This window comes from Shinella zoogloeoides (genome assembly GCF_033705735.1).
GTDB lineage: Bacteria > Pseudomonadota > Alphaproteobacteria > Rhizobiales > Rhizobiaceae > Shinella > Shinella zoogloeoides_A.
In genome coordinates, this window is sequence record NZ_CP131130.1 from 537,086 (window position 1) to 558,601 (window position 21,516).

20 protein-coding genes are annotated in these 21,516 nt (G+C 65.9%); 7 read left to right on the plus strand and 13 right to left on the minus strand.

The features are described from left to right. Positions 1 to 237: 237 nt before the first annotated feature. Positions 238 to 1,278 (minus strand): zinc-dependent alcohol dehydrogenase family protein, encoded by a 1,041-nt coding sequence (locus ShzoTeo12_RS02640; RefSeq protein WP_318911186.1) that lies wholly within the window; start codon positions 1,276 to 1,278, stop codon positions 238 to 240. A 285-nt stretch (positions 1,279 to 1,563) separates the two neighbouring features. Between ShzoTeo12_RS02640 and ShzoTeo12_RS02645 the strand changes: the two genes are divergently transcribed. Beyond that, positions 1,564 to 2,448 (plus strand): branched-chain amino acid aminotransferase, encoded by an 885-nt coding sequence (locus ShzoTeo12_RS02645; protein ID WP_318911187.1) that lies wholly within the window; start codon positions 1,564 to 1,566, stop codon positions 2,446 to 2,448. A 209-nt stretch (positions 2,449 to 2,657) separates the two neighbouring features. Here the strand turns inward: ShzoTeo12_RS02645 and ShzoTeo12_RS02650 are convergent, their stop codons facing one another. Further along, entirely contained in the window at positions 2,658 to 3,050 is a 393-nt protein-coding gene (locus tag ShzoTeo12_RS02650) for a hypothetical protein (RefSeq protein ID WP_318911188.1), read from the minus strand. Between the two features lie 264 nt (positions 3,051 to 3,314). Here ShzoTeo12_RS02650 and ShzoTeo12_RS02655 point away from each other — a divergent pair, with 264 nt between their 5' ends. From ShzoTeo12_RS02655 to ShzoTeo12_RS02665, 3 genes are all read left to right on the plus strand, one after another. Then, positions 3,315 to 3,917 (plus strand): superoxide dismutase, encoded by a 603-nt coding sequence (locus tag ShzoTeo12_RS02655; protein ID WP_119258180.1) that lies wholly within the window; start codon positions 3,315 to 3,317, stop codon positions 3,915 to 3,917. 160 nt (positions 3,918 to 4,077) lie between these two features. Next, the gene (locus ShzoTeo12_RS02660; protein ID WP_318911189.1) at positions 4,078 to 4,335 is read left to right on the plus strand and encodes a CopG family ribbon-helix-helix protein; all 258 of its coding nucleotides are present in this window, start codon (positions 4,078 to 4,080) and stop codon (positions 4,333 to 4,335) included. After that, positions 4,332 to 4,640: a type II toxin-antitoxin system RelE/ParE family toxin gene (locus tag ShzoTeo12_RS02665; RefSeq protein WP_318911190.1), complete on the plus strand. Its 309-nt coding sequence runs from the start codon at positions 4,332 to 4,334 to the stop codon at positions 4,638 to 4,640. Before ShzoTeo12_RS02660 ends, ShzoTeo12_RS02665 begins: the two co-directional genes overlap by 4 nt. Positions 4,641 to 4,693: 53 nt before the next feature. Here ShzoTeo12_RS02665 and ShzoTeo12_RS02670 read toward each other — a convergent pair whose 3' ends face one another. Further along, entirely contained in the window at positions 4,694 to 5,395 is a 702-nt protein-coding gene (locus ShzoTeo12_RS02670; protein WP_318911191.1) for a YafY family protein, read from the minus strand. 121 nt (positions 5,396 to 5,516) lie between these two features. Between ShzoTeo12_RS02670 and ShzoTeo12_RS02675 the strand changes: the two genes are divergently transcribed. Beyond that, on the plus strand, positions 5,517 to 6,152 hold the full coding sequence (locus tag ShzoTeo12_RS02675) for a LysE family translocator (RefSeq protein WP_318911192.1): 636 nt from the start codon (positions 5,517 to 5,519) through the stop codon (positions 6,150 to 6,152). Here the strand turns inward: ShzoTeo12_RS02675 and ShzoTeo12_RS02680 are convergent. Further along, entirely contained in the window at positions 6,121 to 7,182 is a 1,062-nt protein-coding gene (locus tag ShzoTeo12_RS02680; RefSeq protein ID WP_318911193.1) for a phosphatase PAP2 family protein, read from the minus strand. The two genes, ShzoTeo12_RS02675 and ShzoTeo12_RS02680, sit on opposite strands and share 32 nt — an antisense overlap. A 211-nt stretch (positions 7,183 to 7,393) precedes the next feature. Here ShzoTeo12_RS02680 and ShzoTeo12_RS02685 point away from each other — a divergent pair, with 211 nt between their 5' ends. Continuing rightward, on the plus strand, positions 7,394 to 7,837 hold the full coding sequence (locus ShzoTeo12_RS02685) for a c-type cytochrome (RefSeq protein WP_318911194.1): 444 nt from the start codon (positions 7,394 to 7,396) through the stop codon (positions 7,835 to 7,837). A 126-nt stretch (positions 7,838 to 7,963) separates the two neighbouring features. Further along, positions 7,964 to 8,872 (plus strand): cytochrome c, encoded by a 909-nt coding sequence (locus ShzoTeo12_RS02690; RefSeq protein WP_318911195.1) that lies wholly within the window; start codon positions 7,964 to 7,966, stop codon positions 8,870 to 8,872. Between the two features lie 545 nt (positions 8,873 to 9,417). Here the strand turns inward: ShzoTeo12_RS02690 and ShzoTeo12_RS02695 are convergent. From ShzoTeo12_RS02695 to ShzoTeo12_RS02735, 9 genes are all read right to left on the minus strand, one after another. Then, the gene (locus tag ShzoTeo12_RS02695) at positions 9,418 to 10,011 is read right to left on the minus strand and encodes a DJ-1/PfpI family protein (protein WP_318911196.1); all 594 of its coding nucleotides are present in this window, start codon (positions 10,009 to 10,011) and stop codon (positions 9,418 to 9,420) included. Between the two features lie 16 nt (positions 10,012 to 10,027). Then, on the minus strand, positions 10,028 to 10,528 hold the full coding sequence (locus tag ShzoTeo12_RS02700; protein ID WP_313194083.1) for a GNAT family N-acetyltransferase: 501 nt from the start codon (positions 10,526 to 10,528) through the stop codon (positions 10,028 to 10,030). 219 nt (positions 10,529 to 10,747) lie between these two features. Further along, positions 10,748 to 11,203 carry a hypothetical protein gene (locus tag ShzoTeo12_RS02705; protein WP_318911197.1) on the minus strand — a complete coding sequence of 152 codons (456 nt, stop codon included), beginning with the start codon at positions 11,201 to 11,203 and terminating at the stop codon, positions 10,748 to 10,750. 62 nt (positions 11,204 to 11,265) lie between these two features. Further along, complete coding sequence (locus tag ShzoTeo12_RS02710) at positions 11,266 to 12,942, minus strand: ABC transporter ATP-binding protein (protein WP_318911198.1); 1,677 nt, start codon at positions 12,940 to 12,942, stop codon at positions 11,266 to 11,268. A gap of 382 nt (positions 12,943 to 13,324) precedes the next feature. Beyond that, entirely contained in the window at positions 13,325 to 15,658 is a 2,334-nt protein-coding gene (locus tag ShzoTeo12_RS02715; protein ID WP_318911199.1) for a glucose/quinate/shikimate family membrane-bound PQQ-dependent dehydrogenase, read from the minus strand. Between the two features lie 145 nt (positions 15,659 to 15,803). Continuing rightward, positions 15,804 to 17,312: a protein adenylyltransferase SelO gene (locus tag ShzoTeo12_RS02720; RefSeq protein WP_318911200.1), complete on the minus strand. Its 1,509-nt coding sequence runs from the start codon at positions 17,310 to 17,312 to the stop codon at positions 15,804 to 15,806. 256 nt (positions 17,313 to 17,568) lie between these two features. Further along, positions 17,569 to 19,662 (minus strand): S9 family peptidase, encoded by a 2,094-nt coding sequence (locus tag ShzoTeo12_RS02725; RefSeq protein WP_318911201.1) that lies wholly within the window; start codon positions 19,660 to 19,662, stop codon positions 17,569 to 17,571. 140 nt (positions 19,663 to 19,802) lie between these two features. Beyond that, positions 19,803 to 20,117 (minus strand): ArsR/SmtB family transcription factor, encoded by a 315-nt coding sequence (locus ShzoTeo12_RS02730; RefSeq protein WP_119258237.1) that lies wholly within the window; start codon positions 20,115 to 20,117, stop codon positions 19,803 to 19,805. Between the two features lie 92 nt (positions 20,118 to 20,209). Continuing rightward, on the minus strand, positions 20,210 to 21,337 hold the full coding sequence (locus ShzoTeo12_RS02735; RefSeq protein ID WP_318911202.1) for an AI-2E family transporter: 1,128 nt from the start codon (positions 21,335 to 21,337) through the stop codon (positions 20,210 to 20,212). Positions 21,338 to 21,516: the final 179 nt, after the last annotated feature.

A 21,516-nucleotide genomic window follows, 5' to 3' on the forward strand; every position in this document is an offset into this window, starting at 1 on the left:
TGCACTCTTGCCGTCGATTGGCGGTTATCGGGCGGTGAATGTCAATTGTCCGTATCGGGTGGGGCACCCCCCTCTGGCCTGCCGGCCATCTCCCCCTCAAGGGGGGAGATTGGATGGAGCAACGTTTCGCCTATCTTCAACGTCGCTGATTGAGTGAGGTTCTCACTTCTTGCCGATCTCCCTCCTTGTGGGGGAGATGGCCGGCAGGCCAGAGGGGGTATCCACGCCCTCCACCCCTCAGAACCGCGTAATCACGCTGATCCCCAGCTCCGTCGCCCGGTCCATCGCCATCAGAGCAGGCACGGCTTCCTCCAGCCCGATATGCCGGCCGATCAATTTTTGCGGCGAAAGCTTGCCGCTTTCGATCATCGCCAGCATGGCGTCGTAGCGCCATGCCTGCATGCCGTGGCTGCCGTAAATCTCCAGTTCGTGGCCGATGACCTGCGCCATGGGGATCTGCGGCGTCGCATGATCGGCCAGCATCAGCCCCACCTGCACATGCCGCCCGCGCCGGCGCAAGTTCTTGATCGAGTTGAAGCAGGTGACGGGCGAACCCAGCGCATCGACGGAGGCATGCGCCCCGCCGCCGGTGATCTCCCGCACCGCCTCGGCGACGTCGGCCACCTCGCGGGCATTGATCGCCGCGACCGCGCCCATCTTCCTCGCGAAGTCCAGTTTCTCGGGGGAGATGTCGATGGCGATGGGGTTCGCCCCCAGCGCGGCGGCGATCATGATGGCGGAAAGGCCGACGCCCCCGCAGCCATGCACCGCCACCCATTCCCCGCCCGTCACCCGCGCCTGGTCCACCACCGCGCGGAAGGAGGTGGCGAAGCGGCAGCCGAGGCTGGCGGCCGTGGCATAGTCGATGGCCTCGGGCAGGTGCACGAGGTTCTGGTCGGCATGGTCGATGGCGACATATTCGGCGAAGGACCCCCAATGGGTGAAGCCCGGCTGGAACTGTTCTTCGCAGACCTGTTGATTGCCCGAGCGGCACTCGCCGCAATGGCCGCAGCCGGAGACGAAGGGCACGGTCACGCGCTCGCCCTCGCGGAAGCGGGTAACGGCCTTGCCGACCGCCGCCACCGTGCCGGCGAGCTCGTGCCCCGGCACATGCGGCAGTTTGATATCGGGATCGTGACCCATCCAGCCGTGCCAGTCGCTGCGGCACAGCCCCGTCGCCTCGACCTTGATCACCACGCCGCCGGGCGTCGGCACCGGATCCGGCAGGACGCGGATATCCGGTTTCGCTTCAAAGGCTTCGTAGTACATCGCGCGCATGGCCGTCTCCCTTTGCTCTTCTATCGCATGCACCCGGAAGGCCCTCAACCGGGCCATCCATGACAAGACCTGATGCACCCATTCAACATCTTGAATGGACATGCGGCGCGCTCTGGCGGAAGGCAGGGGCGACTTGACCGCTCATCCCGGTCGGGCCTTGATGGGCCAGGGCATTTCCGCTTTTCTCGCGAACCGCGAAACCGCTCCGGCTCTTTGGTTCTTCGCATTGGCGGACGCGGAACCGCTCCGCCCTTTGCCGGAAATGCTCTGGAAGGAGTTTGAAACATGCCAGTCGATACCTCACCGCGCTCCGCCACCTGGACCTTCGTGGACGGCGAATGGATTTCCGGCAACCCGCCGCTCATCGGCCCCACCTCGCATGCCATGTGGCTCGGCTCGACCGTCTTCGACGGCGCGCGCTGGTTCGACGGCATCGCGCCGGACCTCGACCTGCATTGCCAGCGCATCAACCGCTCCGCCGAGGCGCTCGGCCTTGCGGCGACCGTCTCCCCGGAAGAGATCGAGGCGCTCGCCTGGGAAGGCGTCAAGAAATTCGACGGCAGGACGGCGATCTATATCAAGCCGATGTACTGGGCCGAGCACGGCTCGCCGATCAGCGTCGTGGCGCCGGATGCGGGCTCCACCTGCTTCGCGCTCTGCCTGTTCGAGGCCTCGCTGGGCGATCCGAATGCCCGTTCCTCGCTCACCGTCTCGCCCTTCCGCCGCCCGACGGTGGAATGCATGCCGACGGATGCCAAGGCCGGCTGCCTCTATCCGAACAATGCCCGCATGCTGGTGGAGGCCCGCAAGCGCGGCTTCGACAACGCGCTGGTGCGCGACATGCTGGGCAATGTCGCCGAGACCGCCTCGTCCAACATCTTCATGGTGCGCGACGGCGTCGTCTTCACCCCCGCCGCCAACCACACCTTCCTTGCCGGCATCACGCGCAGCCGCGTCATCGGCCTTTTGCGGGACGCGGGCTTCGACGTGGTCGAGACCACGCTCACCCCGGCCGATTTTTCAGCCGCCGACGAGATCTTCACCTCCGGCAACTATTCCAAGGTCGTCCCCGTCACCCGCTTCGAGGACCGCGACCTTCCCCACGGCCCCATCACCGCCAAGGCCCGCGACCTCTATTTCGACTGGGCGCATTCGAACGGCGATGCGTGAATGAGGAAAGGCCGGCGGGAAGGCCGCTTCGGTCATACCGGCGGTCCCCCTCATCCGCCTGCCGGCCCCTTTTCCCCGTCGAGGAGAAGGGGGAATGCTGCCAGCGTCTCATTTTCCCTTCTCCCTTCGGGGAGAAGGTGGCCCGAAGGGTCGGATGAGCGGGCTGCCGCCAGTAGCGATGCCTGTCGAAGCCCAGCAAGGTCCTTGCCCTATTCCTGCCCCGCCGCATCCTGCGTCGTATTGTCCCCCGTCTCGGCGCGCTTCTTCGCCGCCGCCTCGCGCTCGCTTTCCCGCACCACATGCAGGAATTCCGCGGCAATCGGCGGGGAGACTTCCACCGTCTTCTTCTGCTTGTCGTAGATGCAGACATAGGTGATCTGGCTCTTCGATTCCGGCGAAAGCCCCTCGATCGCCGCGATGCCGAAGGATTGCGTGCCGGTCGGCTCGACGAAGACGTTCGGCGTTCCCAGCACTTCCGGCAGGCTGGCAAGGCAGCTTTTCTCCACATCCGCGCGGAATTCCTCCCAGGCATCGGAGGAAGAGGCATGGGCGCCGGCGGCGGCAAGCGAGAGGGCGAGGGCGGAAAGGGGGATGATGCGCATGGAGGGCTCCGGGTTGGCGGGAAGGGGCGAAACGCCGCGAATCGGAAAGGGGTTCCGCCCGCCCTTGATCCGGCACGCGAAACGGGAAGGATTTTGCCGCATGTCAGGAAAATTTGGAAGGCGGGCGGTTGCCTCTTCCGGTTGCCGCTCCTATGTTCCGCTCACGGATTTCCTTCACAAAATTCCGTCGCCAGAGCAATTCCAGCATTGGCCGGGAAACCGGCCCGCCTTCGGAATTGCGGCAAACAAAGAGGAGACACCATCATGGCTTTCGAACTTCCGCCGCTTCCCTACGATTACGACGCGCTCGCGCCCTTCATGTCGCGCGAGACCCTCGAATATCACCACGACAAGCACCACAAGGCCTATGTCGACAACGGCAACAAGCTGGCGGAGGAAGCGGGCCTTGCGAACCTCTCCCTCGAAGAGATCGTCAAGAAGTCCTACGGCACCAACCAGGGCCTCTTCAACAATGCCGGCCAGCACTACAACCACGTCCATTTCTGGAAGTGGATGAAGAAGGGCGGCGGCGGCAAGAGCCTGCCGGGCGCGCTGCAGAAGGCGATCGACAGCGATCTGGGCGGCTATGACAAGTTCAAGGCCGATTTCGTCGCCGCCGGCACCACGCAGTTCGGCTCCGGCTGGGCCTGGCTCTCCGTCAAGGACGGCAAGCTCGCCATCTCCAAGACCCCGAACGGCGAGAACCCGCTGGTCCACGGCGCGGAACCGATCCTCGGCGTCGATGTGTGGGAACACTCCTACTACATCGACTACCGCAACGCCCGCCCGAAATACCTCGAAGCCTTCGTCGACAGCCTGATCAACTGGGACTACGTCCTGGAGCGCTACGAAGCCGCAACGAAGTAAGCTTTCGGCTTATCGGATTTTGGAAACCCCGGTCGGAAACGGCCGGGGTTTTTGTTTGGCTAGCCTTCTTCTCCAGCTGCCGAAAAGGAACGGGTTTTTCAATTTCGTCCGATGTGTGATATTGTGCTGGCATGTACACAAGCCAGTACGGATGGCCACCATGAGCAGCACGACGATGACGATCCGCGTCAGCACCGACATCAAGGAAAAGCTCGACAGGCTGGCGGCGGACACGCGCCGCAGCCGCTCCTTCCTCGCCGCCGAGGCGGTCTCGGCCTATGTCGCAAGGGAACTGGCGATCGTAGAGGGCATCAGCGAAGGCCTTGAGGACGTTCGCAAGGGGCGGACGGTTTCGCATGAGGAAGCCATGTCCGAACTCGCCTCCGCGATCGATACGGCTGAGCGCGACCGGTCGTGAAGCGTCCCGTCCGATGGTCCAGCGCGGCCCTCGATGACCTGAAGCAGCAGGTCCGCCACATCGCGAAGGACGATCCCGCAGCGGCACGCTCGGTTGCCGCGCGGATCGGTGCGGCGGCGGTCCTGCTGGGCGAACGCGCCGTCGGCCGGCCGGGCCGGGTCGGCGGCACCTACGAGAAATCGGTGAGCGGTCTTCCCTATGTTCTCGCCTATTGCATGAAGATGACCGAGGGGCGGGAGACCCTGTTCATCCTGCGTGTCATCCATGCCGCGCGGCAATGGCCGCGCGAGGAATGGCCGGAATAGGGCAAATCCCGCAAAAGTGCATCGCGGTTTTTCGTCCGGAATGCGTGAAACGCTTAGGAACCTGTCGCCGCCCGGTTCTCCGCCCAGCCGGAAATCCAGATCTGCCGCAGCCCGTCGCCTTCGCCGCGAAAGTGCCCGCCCGTCGCTTCGCAGGCCTCCACCCGGTCCGCGCGGAAATTGCGGATGGCCTGGCGCAGCTCGCACCAGGCGACGATGTTCGCCGTTTCCGAATAGTAGATGAGCGCGATGGGGCGGATGGTGCGCTCGGTGGCGCGGGCATATTCGTCGCGGTAGTCGATGAGCAGCTTCTCCTCGTCGCGGATCGCCCGGCGCACCGTGGCAAGGTCGATGCCCTCGGGCTGGCGCGGCGCGGTGCCCCAGGCGTGCAGCGCGCGGGCGGAAAGCGTTTGGCGCAGCGGCGGCGGCACGGCGCCGGCGACCTTCTCGCCCACCCTTCTGGCGGCCGCCTTCAGCTCCGCGTCCCCTGTTCGCTCCAGAAGGGCGAGCGCCAGCACCACGGCCTCCGTCTCCTCGATGGTGAACATCAGCGGCGGCAGGTCGAAGCCGGGACGCAGGATATAGCCGATGCCGCGCTCGCCCTCGACCGGCACGCGCATCGCCTGCAGCGCGGCGATGTCGCGGTAGATCGAGCGCGCCGTCACCTCCAGCCGTTCGGCGATCTCGGCCGCGGTCACCGGCTGGCGGGCGAGCCTGAGGATCTGGATGATCTCGAAGAGCCGGGATGCCTTGCGCATGGTTTTCTCCGTCACAACTGACACACCCCTGTCAGTTGGCCTTCGCTATAGCACGCCTCAAGCGCTTGAAACGAAAGGCAGCATAGGGCTGCGGCGCGGCAAAAGGCAACGGCCAACTGACATGACCTATAGCGAAAACCTCTGGCTCTTCTTCCTGCTCGTCTCCGGCATCATCATCGTGCCGGGCATGGACATGGTCTTCGTGCTGGCAAGCGCGCTTTCCGGCGGTCGCAGGGCGGGGCTCTCGGCGACCTTCGGCATCATGGCGGGCGGTCTGGTGCACACGCTTTATGCCGCCCTCGGCGTCGGCATGCTGCTGCATTTCGCGCCGAAACTCTTCAACGGGCTGCTGGTGCTCGGTGCGGCCTATGTCGCCTTCATCGGCTGGCAACTCTTCCGCAGCTCCATCGTCATCGGCGACGTCGATGGCCTCGAGCGGCGCGGCCTTGCCACGCGTTTCCGCCAGGGCGCGCTGACGAGCCTCATGAACCCCAAGGCCTATCTCTTCATGCTCGCCGTCTTCCCGCAGTTCCTGCGCCCGGAATTCGGGCCGCTCTGGCGCCAGACGCTCGTCATGCTGCTGATGATCTGGGCGACGCAGCTTGCCGTCTATGGCGGCCTCGCATTCGCCGCCGCCAAGAGCCGCGCCGCGCTCGTCGGCAGTCCCGCCGCCACCCGCCTGATCGGCCGCGCGGCGGGCGTGCTGCTCGTCGCGATCGCCATGGTCACGGTATGGCGGGGCTGGGGGACGGTTTGAGGTCTTCGGCCGGTGCCGCGGGCCTTGCCGCGAACAGGCGCTTCAGCGCGACATGCAGGAGAAGGACGACCAATATGGAGGTATAGCCGTCGATCAGGTAGTGCCAGCCGAAGAGCGCCGAGCTCATGAGGATGATGAAGACATAGGCAAAGCCGAGAAAGCCGGCGGTGCGGCTGAATTCCCGCAGGAAGAGGGCGTTCATCATCGTGACGCCGACATGGACGCTCGGGAAGGCGGAAATGCCCGTCCCGAGCCCCGCGACGTCCTGAAGATGGTTCTGCCACAGATAGGTCTGGAAGGCCGCCACCACGCCATTGTCGAGCATCCGCAACTGCGCCGCGAAGCGCGCGGCATCGCCGGTGACGTGCCCGTAGAAGGCGGGACCGGCGGAAAGAAAGAGGCAGGCGAGAAGATTGCCGAGTACCGCCCAGACGAGGGCGAAGCCGAGGCAATAGCGCAGGCGGAAAGCGCCCCTTGCGCGCAGCACGATGAAGAAGAGCGGCACGAAGGCGAAGGCCGTCCAGGCGACGGAATAGTTCCATTCGAGGATGGAGAGGATATGCGGATTGCCGAAGAGCGCCATCAGCCGCGGCCCGGGATCGACGCCGCCGAAGAACAGAGCATCCAGATCGGCCTGCACGCGGTCGTAGGGAAAGCCGTTCCTCAGGGCCGGCATCATCGTCTTGAACGTCGTGAACGATCCCATGAAGAGGATGACGGAGCCGAAGACGGCGGCGGCGCCGGCCAGATGGCCGAGCAGCGCGGGCGTCGGCAGCGTCACCCAGGCGAGCGGCGCCTTCGGGTTGCGGAACACGCCGGCAACGAGCTTGCCGAGGAGGAGAATGGCCGGAAGCCCCAGGAAATAGACCGGGCCGAATTGCGCGGCATATTGCAGGTAGGCCGCCGCCGTGAAATCGGCATGCCAGGTGAGGATGCCGACCACCAGCGCCATATGCGCGAGCACGAAGACATGGAACGGCAGCATCTGCCGCAGGTCGGCGGACAGGGTCTTGAGGAATGCGTTCCGCATGCTGGTGGTCCTCGGACCGATACTGTGTCGATGCCCGAGTTGTGCTTATAAAAGATCAAGAAACGTTGAAGATGCGGCCGCCCGTGGCGTTCCGCGCGTCGCCGGCATCAAAAAGATTTTACTGTCGTGGATTTTCTAAAATGCAATCATGGCCGCGCATCGCAAATCGGCGGCGCGGCCCCGGCCGGCCGCCAGCAACGGGGAGAACTCCATGAAGTTCAGGACTTTGGCGGCCGCGGCCGCGCTTGCAGTCATCGGCGCGGGTGCTGTCGTGGCGGCGGACGAGCCGCAGGTCGTGCGCCAGCAGATGATGAAGAAGGTGGGCGGGGCCATGGGCGCGCTTTCCGGCATCGCCAAGGGCGAGAAGCCCTATGATGCAGAGGTCGTCAAGGCATCGCTGACCACGATGAGCGAGGTGGCGAAGGCCTTCCCGGAGCAGTTCCCCGTAGGCTCCGAGACCGGCCACGACACGGAAGCCAAGGCGACGATCTGGGAAAAGATGGACGACTTCAAGGCCCATGCCGCCAAGCTCGGCGCGGCCGCCGACACGGCCCTTGCGAGCCTTCCGGCGGACCAGACGGGTGTCGTCGCGGCGCTCGGCGCGATCGGCCCCAATTGCGGCGGCTGTCATGAGGTCTACCGCGTCAAGAAGTGACCGCGGTGGACCGGATCATCCCGAAAGAATGAACACCGTCCCGGTGCCGGCCGCCGGGATGGAACCTTTGTGTTTATGCGCCGCGGCCTCTTCGTCGGAAGGGGCGGGCGCAGGCGGGGAGGGCCCATGGCACTCAAAAGACTTCTTGGCGGCGTGGTGCTGCTCGGCGCGATCGGCGCGGGCGCATTCGTTTTCCTGACGGCGCCCGAGCGGCTTCCGGCCGAGACCTGGGCCGCCGCCGGCGAGCCGGACCTTGCCAATGGGGAACGCATCTTCCATGCGGGCGGCTGCGTGAGCTGTCACGCGGCGCCGGGCGCGCCGGACGACCAGAAGCTGGTGCTGGCCGGCGGGCTCGCGCTGAAGAGCCCCTTCGGCACCTTCCATGCGCCGAACATCTCGCCGGACGAGACGGCGGGCATCGGCGCCTGGACGCTGGCGGAATTCGGCGACGCCATGAAGCGCGGCACCGGCCGCGACGGCGAGCACCTCTATCCCTCCTTCCCCTACGCCTCCTATGCGCGCATGACGGTCAAGGACATCGGCGATCTCTACGCCTATCTGAAGACCCTGCCGAAGAGCGGCAATGTCGCGCCGGGGCACGAGCTGCCGTTCCCCTTCAACATCCGCCTCGCGCTCGGCGGCTGGAAGTTGCTCTACCTCAACGAGGCGCCGCGCGTGGCGCTCGCCGATGCCGACGAGACGGTCAGGCACGGCCAGTATCTCGTCGAGGGGCCGGGCCATTGCGGCGAATGCCACACGCCGCGCGACATGCTGGGCGGCCTGAAGATCGACCAGTGGCTCGCCGGCGGGCCGAACCCGGAGGGCGAGGGCCGCATCCCCGACATCACCCCCGTCGAGGGCCGCTTCGGCAGCTGGAGCGCAGGCGATATCGTCAACTATCTCGAAACCGGCTTCACGCCGGAATTCGACAGCGTCGGCGGCGCCATGGTCTCCGTGCAGAAGAACATGGCGCTGCTGCCGAAGGAAGACCGCGAGGCGATCGCCGCCTACCTGAAGGCGATCCCGGCGCGGTGAGGTTCGGGGGCGGGGTCTGGCGGTTTGGGGCCAGGCCTGACGGGGTCTGACGGTTTGGCGGAGCTTGAACGCTCGGTCGGCGGAACGCTCAGCGGGCCGGAACGTTCGGCGGGCCTAAGCGTCCGGTAGGCCCGACGCCCCGTGGGCCTCAACGCCCCGTGAGCCTGAACGCCCGGGGCCTTGCGCGAGCCGCATCCTCTCTGCCGCCTTGACGGGACACTCGCCTCTCCTTTGTCATCCTCGGGCTTGCCCCGAGGATCCATGAGTCACGGCACGACCTGAGCTTGGGGCGTGGGTCCTCGCGGCAATCCCGAGGATGACGATGGAGGATGGGGTGAGCAGCCTCCTGCCGCCGTGCAGGGCATGGCCGCCACCAAGTCGGAATGCTTCAGGCCGGGTGCCCAAGCCGAGATGCCTTCAGGCTGGCGAAATGCCGCCAAGCCGCGACAATGCCGACAAGTCGGGTGCTGCGGCCATCAGGTCCGGCATTTCCGCGGCGCGGTCAGTCGCTCCTGCGTCGTCCGACATGCGTTCCGCGCCAGCCCTCAACACTCCTCAGCCCTTCGCCGCCCATGCTCATCCCCGTACATTGCCAGATAATCCCGCAGCTCCGCCGAGCCGAGACCGATGGCCTCGAGGATTTCGCGGGCGAAGGTGGCGGGTGCCGCGCCGGAGGCGGTGATGACGCCGCGGTCGTTCACTGCCTGCGGCTGGTCGCGGTAATGCGCCGCGCCGCGATAGTCCGGCACGAGCTTGCCGAGCTGGCCGGGATAGTTGCCGGTATGCGCCCGGGTATCGAACAGGCCGAGGCGGGCAAATTCCAGCGTGGCGTCGCAGATCGCCGCCACCGGCTTGCCGGCGCTGACGAAACGCCCGACCGGAGCCGAGAGGTCGGGCGCCGCGCCGGATTGCCATATCGTGCCGCCGCACACGACCAGCACGTCGAAATCGGCGGGCATGGCGGCTTCCGCCTTGCCGGCGGATTTGACGGCGAGGCCGCCGAGCGAGGTGACGTCGGCCCCGCCGGGCGTCAGCACCACGGTCTCCGCCCCGCAGTCGCCCCGCGCGGTCGCCATCAGGAGGGCGCATTCCCAGTCCGCGTAGCCTTCCGTCAGCACGATTGCCAGTCGCTTCGCCATGCCGGCCTCCGTCGCTTCAGCCCAATGCCTGGACGTAGCGCATACCCGTCACCGGGCCGGCGCGGAAGTTCATCTGCTCGTAGAAGCGGTGCGCGCCGAAATTGCCGGTCGCCGCGCTCACCGAGAGGTAGCCGCAGCCGGAGATGCGGGCATGCTCGCGGGCGCGGGAAACGAGATGGCGGCCGATGCCGTGGCCGCGATGGCCGTCGCGCACGAAGATCTGGTGCAGCTCCATGCCGCGCACGCCTTCCATGGCGCGGTACATCGGCACCATCAGCGCGTAGCCGATCAGCCGGCCGCCGGCTTCCGCGACGAGGGCGGTGATCCAGGGATGGGTGCCGAAGAGGTCACGGTCGAGGTCGACGGCGGTGATCTTCGCGGTGTCGCCGTGGCATTCGGCGTGCAGCGCGATCATGTCGAGTATCTGCTGCAGGTCGCCCTGGCGCGCGGCGCGGATGGTCAGCATCGGCGGGCGTTCGACGGCGTGGGGATCGAGCTTGATGACGGTATTCAGCATTTCGGGCTCCTTGGTTTTCGTGCCATCAGGTGCCCTAAAACAACAAAGCCGCCTGATGGCGGCTTGTTGACATGATCGAACAGCCGCTCCTTATCGGAACAGCCAAAAATACGTTGCGGCGATGTGCGTGCTCTTGATCATGATCGCGATATTCTCCCTTTCGTGCCGTTTGTCAACCGGCTTTCTTACGGAAAGAGGAAGGATGAAAGCGAAGGCCGGTCAGGCCTTCGCTTCCTCCGTGCCGGCCGCGGATTGCCCTTCCGCGGGGCCGGCCTGTTGGGTGTCGTCGATGCCCAGCCGCTCCTTGATGGCGCGGCGGATCTCCTCTTCGATCGCGTCGCGCTGCTCGGGTGGCAGCGCGGCGAGGCTCTCCTCGGTGAGGCCCATCGATTCGAGCAGCTCCTTGCGCAGGCGCTCGATCGGGTTCATCTTCGAAAGCTCCATGAAATCGGAGAGAAGCCCCTCGCTCTCCCGCTCGGCCTTCTCCTGCTTGTTGACCCACAGCGCATTGGCAAGGCCGGAAGGCATGGTGGAGGAGGTCTCCACCGTCGGGATGTTGCGTTTCCACGCGCCGCCGCCATCGCCCATGCCATTGGAAAGGCTGTCGCCAGCGCCGGCGGCGGGCCGCTGCCGGCCGAGCGCATAGGCGGAAAGCATGTTGCCGTCGATCTTCATGAAAGGCTCCCTCGAATTCCTTTGGGAAACCATTAGCGGTTGCGGCTTTTGCGAGACTTGTCTCAGGTCTCGCTCTCGATGCGCCCGGCGCCGAGGGTGACGACGTGGTCGAGGGGGGCGATCACGCCTTTCCGGTGGGTGACGGCAAGGATCGTCACGTCGCCGGCAAGGCTGCGGATATGCTGCATGATCTCCGCCTCCGTCGCCTCGTCCAGCGCCGAGCTCGCCTCGTCGAGGAAGAGGAACTGCGGATCGGCATAGAGCGCCCGGGCGATGGCGATGCGCTGGCGCTCGCCGCCGGAGAGCTTCATACCCCGCTCGCCGACTATGGTCTCGAAACCGTCGGGCAGGGCCTCGACGAAGGCGAGGATCGCCGCCTTCTCCGCCGCGCGCCGCAGCCGCTCCGGGTCCATCGGCCGGCCGAGCGCGATGTTGACGGCGAGCGTGTCGTTGAGCAGCGTCGGCTCCTGCGGCACGATGCCGACGGCGGTGTACCAGTCGCGCTGGGAGACGGCTTCGAGGTCCATGCCATCGACGGCGATGCGGCCCGAGGCGGGGCTGAGCGATTTGAGGGCGAGGCGCAGCAGCGTCGACTTGCCCGAGCCGGTTTCGCCGACGAGATAGGTGATGCGCCCGCGCTCCGCCGAAAAGCTGATATCCGCGACGCCCCGGCCGTTTTCATGGGCATAGGAGACCCTCTCGAAGGCGAGGCGGCCGTCTCGCGGCAAGAAGCCGCCGGGCGTTACGGCATCCTCTTCCTCCGGCGCGGCCCAGATGCGGGCGAGCGGCAGCAGCGAGGCCCGGGCGCGCACCACGTCGTCCAGCGCATGGCCGATCATCTCGAAGGGCATGTTGAGCTGGAGCAGCAGCGTGTTGAAGAGGACGAGGTCGCCGACGCTGAGCTCGCCCGCCCGGTAGCGCGGCAGGAGCAGGAGGAAGGTGACGACGAATTGCAGCGCCAGTCCCGCGCCGAGCACCGCGCTGTAGCCGATGCGGCGGCGGCAGAAGGCGGCCCAGTTGTCGCGCTCCTCGCGGGCCTTGTCGGCAAAGCGCGCCTGCATCCAGCCGTGGCTGCCGAAATGGCGCAGCGTCTCCATCGCCGCCATGGCGTTGCCGACGAATTTCGCATTCTCCTGCCCGGCCTCGATGGCCGCGTCGAGGAAGCGGCGCGTGCGGTGGTTGGCAAGGGCGGTGAGGGCGACGAAGCCGGTGCCGTAGACGATGACGATCAGCACGACCTCGATATTGATCGTCGCCCCCAGCATGGCGAGCGCGAGCACGATCTGCGTCGTGCCCGGAATGAAGACGATGAGGCCGAGCTGCACGAGCGTCATCAGCGCGCCCTGTCCGCGCCGCCGCGCGCCTTCGATCTCGGCCGGGTTGTGCTCGACGAAGAAGCCGGCCGTCTTCCTCAGCAGGCGGTCGAACAGGCTGGTGCTGGCGATGAAGCTGAGGTTCTCCGCGCTCATGTAGGAGAGATACTGCACCATATGCTGCAGCGCCGCCGCGATGCCGATGAGCAGGGCATAGACGACGAGGCCGGCGGCCAGTCCCTCGGCGAACCGGTCGGCGGCCATGGTGTCGATGAGGCGCGAGAAGAGATAGGGCGCGGCGACGGCGGAAACGGCCGAAAGAAAGACGATGACCGCGACCAGCGCCAGAAGGCCGCGCGAGGCGCGCCCGTAATTGGCAAGGATGATCTGCACCGGCGCGGCGATCAGCCGCCAGTCGTCTTTCATGGCGAATCTCCCGGGGAGGATGGGCAGGGCGGCATAATGGAAAGACCGGCGCGGAGAGGCAACCCCGCCCGGTATTTCCGTGGTCAAGGCTACGTGAAGTGCTTGCCGCAGCCGCCGCTCTGTCCAGCCGGGCATCTCCCTCATGGAGTTGGACATTGCCGCGCTTTCCTTCTCCCCTCGGGGGGGGTGGCGCGTAGGGCCGGATGAGGGGATAAGGCAGCGTAAGCCTTGCATGCTCGTGCTGGAGAGGCCCCTCATCCGCCTGCCGGGACCTTCTCCCCGAGGGGGAGAAGGGAAAAGCGGCAGCGCCGAATTCCCTGACGGGCAGCCCCTTGTGGAGGAGAAGCCCGGCAGGGCAGACGGGGATGAACCTCACGCCCCCTTACGGCAGCGTATAGGCGATCACGTAATCCCCCGGCTTCGTGCCCACCGAGCCGTGGCCGCCGGCGACGATCAGCACATATTGCTTGTCGCCGACCGTGTAGGTCATGGGCGTCGCCTGTCCGCCGGCGGGAAGGCGGGCTTCCCAGAGCTGGCGGCCGGTGGTCACGTCATAGGCGCGCAGATAATCGTCCACCGCCGCGCCGAGGAAGGCGACGCCGCCCTTGGTCATCATCGGGCCGCCGATGCCGGGCACGCCCACCTTGAAGGGCAGCGGCAGCGGCGTCATGTCCATGACCGTGCCGTTCTTGTGCTTCCAGGCGATCTTGCCGGTGGCAAGGTCAGCGCCCGCGACATAGCCCCATGGCGGCGCCTGGCAGGGAATGCCGAGCGGTCCGAGGAACGGGCCCATATAGACGCCGTAGGGCGCGCCGTCGTTGCGGTTGAGGCCCTGTTCGGAACCCTTCTCGTCCTGCCCCTTCGGCGGCACCTGGTCGCGCGGCACGAGGCGGGAGGTGAAGGCGAGGTAGGTCGGCATGCCGAACATCACCTGCCGCTCGGGATCGACCGCGACCGAGCCCCAGTTGAACGTGCCGAAATTGCCGGGATAGACGATGGTGCCCTCAAGCGAGGGCGGCGTGTAGCGGCCCTCGTATTTCATCGACAGGAAGTCGATGCGGCACATCATCTGGTCGAACATGGTGATGCCCCACATGTTCTTCTCGGTCAGCGGATCGGGCATGAAGGTGAGGTCGGAGACCGGCTGGGTCGGCGCGGAGAAATCCTCCGGGATCGCGCCGGTCGGGGCGGGCACTTCCTTGACCGGGATGATCGGCTCGCCGGTGCGCCGGTCGAGCACGTAGATGTCGCCCTGCTTGGTGGCGCCGACGAGGGCGGGAACGGTCGTGCCGTCCCGGGTGATGTCGATCAGCGCCGGCTGGGCGGGCACGTCCATGTCCCACAGGTCATGATGCACCGTCTGGCGCACCCAGCGCAGCGCGCCGGTCTTGATGTCGAGCGCCACGATGGAGGAGGAGAACTTCTCCACATTCTCGCTGCGCCCCATGCCGAGCTGGTCCGGCACCTGGTTGCCGAGCGGGACATAGACGAGGCCGAGCGCCTCGTCATAACTGAACACCGACCAGGAATTCGGCGAGTTGACGGTGTAGACCTGCCCCTCGGGCAGCGGCGTCGTCACGTCCGGATTGCCGGAATCCCAGTTCCAGACCAGCGCGCCGGAATTGACGTCGAAGGCGCGGATGACGCCGGACTGTTCCTTGGTGGAATAGTTGTCGTTCACCGCCCCGCCGATGATGATCTTGCCGTCGGTGATGACGGGCGGCGAGGTGGAGTAGTAGTAGCCGGCCGGATTGTAGGGCATGCCCTTTTCGAGATGCAGCACGCCGTTCTCGGCAAAGCCGGTGCAGACGTCGCCGGTCTCGGCGTCCAGCGCGATCAGCCGGGCGTCGGAGGTCGGCAGGTAGACGCGCGTGGCGCAGGCCGTGCCGGCGGTGGCGGCGGGGTCGGCATAATATGTCACGCCGCGGCAGGTCTGGTGCTGGCGGTCCGGGTTCATGCCGGAATTGGAATCGTATTTCCATTTCTCCTTGCCGCTTGCCGCGTCGAGCGCGATCGCCCAGTTGTGCGGGGTGCACATGTAGAGCGTGTCGCCGACCTTCAGCGGCGTCACCTGATAGGTGGTCTCGCCGACGTCCGCCGGCTGCTTCACGTCGCCGGTCTGGTACTGCCAGGCGACCTTCAGCGTGGAGACGTTATCGGCATTGATCTGGTCGAGCGGCGAATAGCGCTGGCCGTATTGCGTGCGGCCGTACTGGTGCCATTCGCCGGCCGGCACGTTGCCGCCGAGCGCGGGCGTCGCATTGGCGATCTCCTTCGGCAGGCTGCCGGCAAGGTCGTGCGGGTCCTGCGTCATCGAATAGCCGGCGACCGCGATGGCGACGAGGACGGCGACGGCAAGCGGCATCGCCGAGGCGGGGTAGGGCGTGCCGGTGGGGCTCGCAAAACCGAGCGGCCGGCGGATGGCCGGCAGCATCAGCCACAGGCCGATGAGCACGATGACGCCGCCGCGCGGGCCGAGCTGCCACCAGTCGAAGCCGACCTCCCAGACCGCCCAGCCGAGCGAGCCGAGGACGATGAGGGCATAGAGCCAGAGCGCCGCCGCCGAGCGGCGGAAGAGCAGGGCGGCGGTGACGAGGAAGGCAAGGCCGGTGACGAGATAATAGGGGCTGCCGCCGAGCGACAGCAGCCACCCGCCTCCGCCCGTCAGCACCAGTCCTATGATGGTGAAGAGGACAGCGGTCAGCGTGAGCAACATGATGATCTCCGTGGTTATGCCGGCCGGGGAGATGCCGACATGACGTCCGGCTCAAGGAGGGACGTTTGTGAAACTAGGGCACAAGCGTGACGCTTCAATGCTGCCGCATTTCAAGTTTCGGAGCAATCTATAGGTGTGGTTTCTCCTATGTGCCGCAGAAGGTTGCCGTCACCTCCTCGCCCGGTTTCGGCGGCTGCGCATAGGCGTCAAAGGCCGGCTGGTCCTCGTAGGGGCGGGCAAGCACGTCGTTGAGCGCCTCGAACAGCGAGAAATCGCCATGATCGACGGCCTCCGTCAGGGCTTCCTCGACCTTGTGATTGCGCGGGATGAAGGCGGGATTGACCCGGTGCATCGCCGCCGTGCGCGCCTGCGGGGAGGTTGCCTCCCGCGACAATCGCTCGCGCCAGACGGCGAGCCACGGTGCAAGGGCGCCCGGATCTTCGAGCAGCGCGCCGAGCGCGGCATCCCCGCCGCTGTCTTCCGCCGCATCCGCCAGCCGGCGGAAGGCCAGCGTATAATCGGCCTTCTGCTCGTAAAGCAGGATGAGCAGGTCGCGGATCAGCGCCTGGTCGCCCTCTTCTTCATGCTCGCCGAGCCCGATCTTGGCGCGGATGACATCTTTCCAGTGCTCCTGGAAGCGCTCCATGAAGCGCCCGACGGCCGCGTTCGCCGCCTCCACCGCCTTGTCCTGGTCGTCGTCGAGAATGGCGAGCATCGCCTCGGCGAGCCGGGCGATGTTCCACTGGCCGATCATCGGCTGGTTGCCGAAGGCATAGCGCCCACCATGATCGATGGAGGAATAAACGGTGCGCGGATCGTAGCGGTCCATGAAGGCGCAGGGGCCGAAATCGATGGTCTCGCCCGAGATCGTCATGTTGTCCGTATTCATCACGCCATGGATGAACCCGACGCCGAGCCACTTGGCGATCAGCGCCGCCTGCCGCTCGGCCACCGCGTCGAGCAGCGCGAGATAGGGCTTTTCCGCGCCCTTCAGCTCCGGATAGTGCCGCTCGATGACATGGTCCGCCAGCACGCGCACGTTTTCGGTATCGCCGCGCGCGGCGAAGAACTGGAAGGTGCCGACGCGGACATGGCTGGAGGCGACGCGGGTGAAGACCGCGCCCGGCAGCACCCGGTCGCGATAGACCGGCTGGCCGGTGGCGACGGCCGCGAGCGCCCGCGTCGTCGGGATGCCGAGCGCATGCATCGCCTCGCTGATAATATATTCGCGCAGCACCGGCCCCAGCGCCGCCCGCCCGTCGCCGCGCCGCGAATAGGGCGTCTGGCCGGCGCCCTTGAGCTGGATGTCGCGGCGCTTGCCGTTTCGGTCGATCACCTCGCCGAGCAGGATGGCCCGCCCGTCGCCGAGCTGCGGCACGAACTGGCCGAACTGGTGGCCGGCATAGGCCATGGCGAGCGGCAGCGAGCCGGGCAGGGGCGTATTGCCGGAGAAATAGGCCGCGCCATGCCGCTCCAGCGCATCGGCGTCGAGCCCGAGCTCTTCGGCGAGCGGCCGGTTGAACTTGATCAGCCGCGGCGCCTCGACCGGCGTGGGGTCGACCGGCGCGAAGAAGGCGTCCGGCAGCCGCGCATAGCTGTTGTCGAAGGGAATGGGGCGGGTCTTGTCCGCCGCTGCCGTCGTCGTACCGCTCATGATCTCCGTCCCTTGCTGCCTTTCCTATCAGATAGGGTGTCGCGGGGCGGAGCGAAAGGTTTTCGTGTTTTGTCGGAGAATTGCGGTAACGCCCCTGCTTCGCGGGGCTACCCCCTCTGCCTGCCGGCTTCTCCCCCACAAGGGGGGAGAACGATAAAGGCTTGCTCATCGTTTCATAATGAAATGCCAACGGAGCGGCGCGGTAAGTCCCTCCCCCTTGTGGGGAGGGATTTAGGGAGGGGCCTTCCCGTCTACCCTACATCTTCCCCGCCACCTTGATCGCGAAGGCATATTCGAAGGCGATCTCCTCCAGCCGCTGGAAGCGGCCCGAAGCGCCGCCGTGGCCGGCGCCCATATTGGTCTTGAGGAGGATGGGCTCGCTGCCCGTCGTCTTCTCGCGCAGGCGCGCCACCCATTTGGTGGGCTCCCAATAGGTCACGCGCGGATCGGTGAGGCCGGAAAGGGCGAGGATGGCAGGGTAGGGCTTTTGCCCGACATTGTCATAGGGCGAATAGCTCGCCATGAGCTGGTAGAAGTCCTTGCTCTCGATCGGGTTGCCCCATTCCGGCCATTCCGGCGGGGTGAGCGGCAGCGTGTCGTCGAGCATCGTGTTGAGCACGTCGACGAAGGGCACGGCGGCGATGATGCCGCCGAACTTTTCCGGCGCCATGTTGGCGATGGCGCCCATCAGCATGCCGCCGGCCGAGCCGCCTTCGGCGACGATGTTCGCGTAGGACGTGAACTTCTCCTGATTCAGATAGTCCGCCGCGGCGATGAAGTCCTTGAAGGTATTGGTCTTCTTGTCCATCTTGCCGTCTTCGTACCAGGCAAAGCCCTTGTCCTTGCCGCCGCGGATATGGGCGATGGCATAGACGAAGCCGCGGTCGACCAGCGACAGGCAATTGGTGTTGAAGGATGCCGGGATGGTGATGCCGTAGGCGCCGTAGCCGTAGAGAAGGCACGGCGCGGAACCGTCGAGCGGCGTGTCCTTGCGGTAGAGCAGGGTGACGGGCACCTTTTCACCGTCCCATGCGGGGGCGAAGACGCGGCGGGTGACATAGTCGTCCGGGTTGTGGCCCGAGGGGACCTCCTGTGTCTTCAGCAGCCTGCGCTCGCGCGTCGTCATGTCGTAGTCGAAGAGCTGCGAAGGCGTCGTCATCGAGGAATAGGAGAAGCGGATGACGTCGGTGTCGTATTCCGCCGCGCCCGAAAGGCCGAGCGAATAGGCCTCCTCGGCAAACGCGATGGCATGTTCCGCGCCGCTCTCGCGTTCGCGCACCACGATGCGCGGCAGGCCCTCGTGGCGCTCCAGCCAGACGAGGTGGCGGGCAAAGGCCATGTGGCTGAGGATCAGCGTGCCGGGGCGGTGCGGCACGACCTCGGTCCAGTTCTCCCGGCCGGGCGCCGTTACCGGCGTCTGCATGATCTTGAAGTCCTTCGCGCCGTCGGCATTGGTGAGGATGTAGAAGACGTCGCCGCCCTCCGTCATCGAATATTCGAGGCCCGTCTGGCGCGGGGTGACGACGACCGGATTGGCCGTCAGGTCCCTGGTCGAGAGGAGGCGGTACTCGCTCGTCTCGTGGTCGTGGATGTCGATATAGATGAAGTCATCGAGCAGCGACCCGCCGACCGACATGAAGAAGCCCGCGTCCTTCTCCTCGTAGACCAGCCGGTCGTTCTCCTGCCGCTCGCCGAGGATGTGGTGGTAGATCTTCGATGGGCGGTGGTTCTCGTCGAGCGCGGTGTAGAAGAAGCTCTTCGCATCGGGCGCCCAGACGCCGCCGCCGCCCGAATTGACGATCTCGTCGGCATGGTCCCTGCCGGTCGCAAGGTCGCGCACCTTCAGCGTGAAATATTCCGAGCCCCTGTCGTCATAGCCCCAGATGCCGACGGAATGGTCGGTGGAATGGTCGATACCGGAGAGGCGGAAATAATCCTTGCCTTCGGCCTCCTTGTCGCCGTCGAGCAGGACGGTGCGTGTCCCCCCGTCGCGCGGCTCGCGGAAATAGCGCGGCTGCTCGCCGCCGGTGACGAAGGACGTGCCGTAGGCGAAGGGACCGTCCTTGACCGGCACGGAGCTGTCGTCCTCCTTGATGCGCCCGCGCATCTCGGCGAACAGCGTCTTCTGCAGTGTCTCGGTATCGGCCATGGCGGCGGCCATATAGGTGTTCTCGGCCTCCAGATGGGCGCGGATCTCCGGCTGGAGGATGGAAGGATCTTTGAACATCGCCTGCCAGTTCTCGTCGCGGAACCAGGCATAGTCGTCGGTGCGGGTGATGCCGTGGCGGGTGTCGGAAACGGGCTTCCTGGCGGCGACGGGGGCGGCGGGCAGGTTTTTGAAGACGGACAAGGGCTCACTCCGCAAATCGGTAGATGGGAATGAGACAGATAGAGAGCCCCGTCCACCGCATCAAGCGGCAAGCTCGCGCGCATGCGAAAGCGCCGGAAGGGGCGCGCGGCATGCCGGCAGGGGCGCGAAGGGAGGCCCCTTTAGAAAGGGGGCTTTGGTTCCGAAGGGAAAATGGCACCGAGCGCGCCCATCAGCTGGACGGCTCTTTCATCGGTCAGCCTGTAGAAAATCTGCTTGCCTTCCCGGCGCGATTCGACCAGTCCCGCCTCGCGCAGCACGTTGAGCTGCTGGGACAGGGTGGGTTGGTGAACGCAAAGTTCCTCTTCCAGTTCGCTGACAGAGGCTTCTTTTTCGCAGAGTGTACAGACCAGCATAAGTCGGGCCGGGTGGGCCAGTGACTTCAAGAGGCTGGCGACTCTTGCCGCACGAATGGCCCGGGCCCGCGAGGCAGGCATTGCCTCCCGGAACGGGATGATGACCACAGGATACTCCGTACATTAGTAGTCTATTTTATATTATACCATATGTTAACCAAGAGCCAACCCTGTCAGCCCGGCAGGTTGGGCTTGGCCTTGCGTTTTGCGGGGCGCAGCTCGTCGGCGATGGTCATGCCGATGATGGAAAGGGGCAGGGCCAGCATCGCACCGGCGGCTCCCCACATCCAGGTCCAGAAGATGATGGCGGTGAAGATGATGAAGGCGTTGACCTCCAGCCGCTTTCCCATCACCGCCGGCATGATGAGGTTCTCCATGGTTAGGTGCACCAGGAAGAAGGCGAGCGCCGGCAGGAGGCCCATGGTCAGCGTCTCGTGCGTCAGCAGGCCCGCTACGGCGAGCGAGATCGTCATCAGCGTGACGCCGAGGAACGGCACGAAGCTGGAGATGAAGGCGAAGAGCCCCCACAGCGCCGGCATGGCGAGCCCGCCGCCCCAGGTGATCAGCGCCGTAACGACGCCGAGCGCCGCATAGACCAGCGAGGCCGTGGCGAAATAGTAGCCGAGCGCGCTGTCGATGGCGTTCATGATGCGGATGGTGGTCAGCCGCTGGTTGCGGCGCGGAAAGGCCATGATGATCATCTGCCGCAGCTTCAGCCGCGCCGAGAGGAAGAGCACCAGGGCCGCGAAGAAGATCATGCCCTGCAGAAGGGCGGGCGTCAGGCTGCCCGACACGATGCTGAGCACGCTGCCGGTGTTTTCCAGCACCTTTTCCATCGACATCTGCCCGCTCTCGAACATCTGCGGGCTGATGTTCAGCCAGCCGAAGCGGGAAAAGAGCGGGGTGATGCGGTCATAGGCGCCGCGCACGAGGTCCGGTGCGTTGGCGGCGAGCTGAGCGATCGGATCGGCAAGCGTGCCGGCCACGAAGAAGACGCCGAGCCCGAACAGCCCCGCCAGCAGCAGCGCGGTCGGCAGCGGCGGAATGCCGAGGTCGTTCAGCTTTTCCGCCGCCACGCCGAAGATCAGCCCGGTGACGACGGCAAGGCAGAGCGGAGTGAGGATCGGCGCCATGAGATAGACGACGCCCATCGCCATGATGAAGAAAATACCGATGGCCGCCCAGGCGGCGGCGATGTCGAGCCCGTAGCGGCGCGGCTTGCCGGCGGCAGCCTCTCCGTCCGGCTCGATGCTGCCCTGCAAGAGCCGGCGTTCGGCCGGTTTTCCGGATATGTCATGCATGGCGCACCCCTCGATTTCGCGCTACAAACGCGGGTCGCGACGATAAGTTCCAGCAATGACTCATGAAACCTTGGGTAGGTTGCAGCCCGTCGTCAAATAGACATATTGCGCGCTAACCCCGAATTAAGACGTCAGGCATGACGCCAAGAAGAGGAGGCAGAGAGTTGAAACCGCATGCA

What these genes read in the sequence shown, in the direction of transcription:
- ShzoTeo12_RS02640 (WP_318911186.1), bottom strand. Translation starts at nt 1,278, where the DNA reads ATGCGCGCGATGTACTACGAAGCCTTTGAAGCGAAACCGGATATCCGC.
- ShzoTeo12_RS02645 (WP_318911187.1), top strand. Translation starts at nt 1,564, where the DNA reads ATGCCAGTCGATACCTCACCGCGCTCCGCCACCTGGACCTTCGTGGAC.
- ShzoTeo12_RS02650 (WP_318911188.1), bottom strand. Translation starts at nt 3,050, where the DNA reads ATGCGCATCATCCCCCTTTCCGCCCTCGCCCTCTCGCTTGCCGCCGCC.
- ShzoTeo12_RS02655 (WP_119258180.1), top strand. Translation starts at nt 3,315, where the DNA reads ATGGCTTTCGAACTTCCGCCGCTTCCCTACGATTACGACGCGCTCGCG.
- ShzoTeo12_RS02660 (WP_318911189.1), top strand. Translation starts at nt 4,078, where the DNA reads ATGAGCAGCACGACGATGACGATCCGCGTCAGCACCGACATCAAGGAA.
- ShzoTeo12_RS02670 (WP_318911191.1), bottom strand. Translation starts at nt 5,395, where the DNA reads ATGCGCAAGGCATCCCGGCTCTTCGAGATCATCCAGATCCTCAGGCTC.
- ShzoTeo12_RS02675 (WP_318911192.1), top strand. Translation starts at nt 5,517, where the DNA reads ATGACCTATAGCGAAAACCTCTGGCTCTTCTTCCTGCTCGTCTCCGGC.
- ShzoTeo12_RS02680 (WP_318911193.1), bottom strand. Translation starts at nt 7,182, where the DNA reads ATGCGGAACGCATTCCTCAAGACCCTGTCCGCCGACCTGCGGCAGATG.
- ShzoTeo12_RS02685 (WP_318911194.1), top strand. Translation starts at nt 7,394, where the DNA reads ATGAAGTTCAGGACTTTGGCGGCCGCGGCCGCGCTTGCAGTCATCGGC.
- ShzoTeo12_RS02690 (WP_318911195.1), top strand. Translation starts at nt 7,964, where the DNA reads ATGGCACTCAAAAGACTTCTTGGCGGCGTGGTGCTGCTCGGCGCGATC.
- ShzoTeo12_RS02695 (WP_318911196.1), bottom strand. Translation starts at nt 10,011, where the DNA reads ATGGCGAAGCGACTGGCAATCGTGCTGACGGAAGGCTACGCGGACTGG.
- ShzoTeo12_RS02700 (WP_313194083.1), bottom strand. Translation starts at nt 10,528, where the DNA reads ATGCTGAATACCGTCATCAAGCTCGATCCCCACGCCGTCGAACGCCCG.
- ShzoTeo12_RS02705 (WP_318911197.1), bottom strand. Translation starts at nt 11,203, where the DNA reads ATGAAGATCGACGGCAACATGCTTTCCGCCTATGCGCTCGGCCGGCAG.
- ShzoTeo12_RS02710 (WP_318911198.1), bottom strand. Translation starts at nt 12,942, where the DNA reads ATGAAAGACGACTGGCGGCTGATCGCCGCGCCGGTGCAGATCATCCTT.
- ShzoTeo12_RS02715 (WP_318911199.1), bottom strand. Translation starts at nt 15,658, where the DNA reads ATGTTGCTCACGCTGACCGCTGTCCTCTTCACCATCATAGGACTGGTG.
- ShzoTeo12_RS02720 (WP_318911200.1), bottom strand. Translation starts at nt 17,312, where the DNA reads ATGAGCGGTACGACGACGGCAGCGGCGGACAAGACCCGCCCCATTCCC.
- ShzoTeo12_RS02730 (WP_119258237.1), bottom strand. Translation starts at nt 20,117, where the DNA reads ATGCCTGCCTCGCGGGCCCGGGCCATTCGTGCGGCAAGAGTCGCCAGC.
- ShzoTeo12_RS02735 (WP_318911202.1), bottom strand. Translation starts at nt 21,337, where the DNA reads ATGCATGACATATCCGGAAAACCGGCCGAACGCCGGCTCTTGCAGGGC.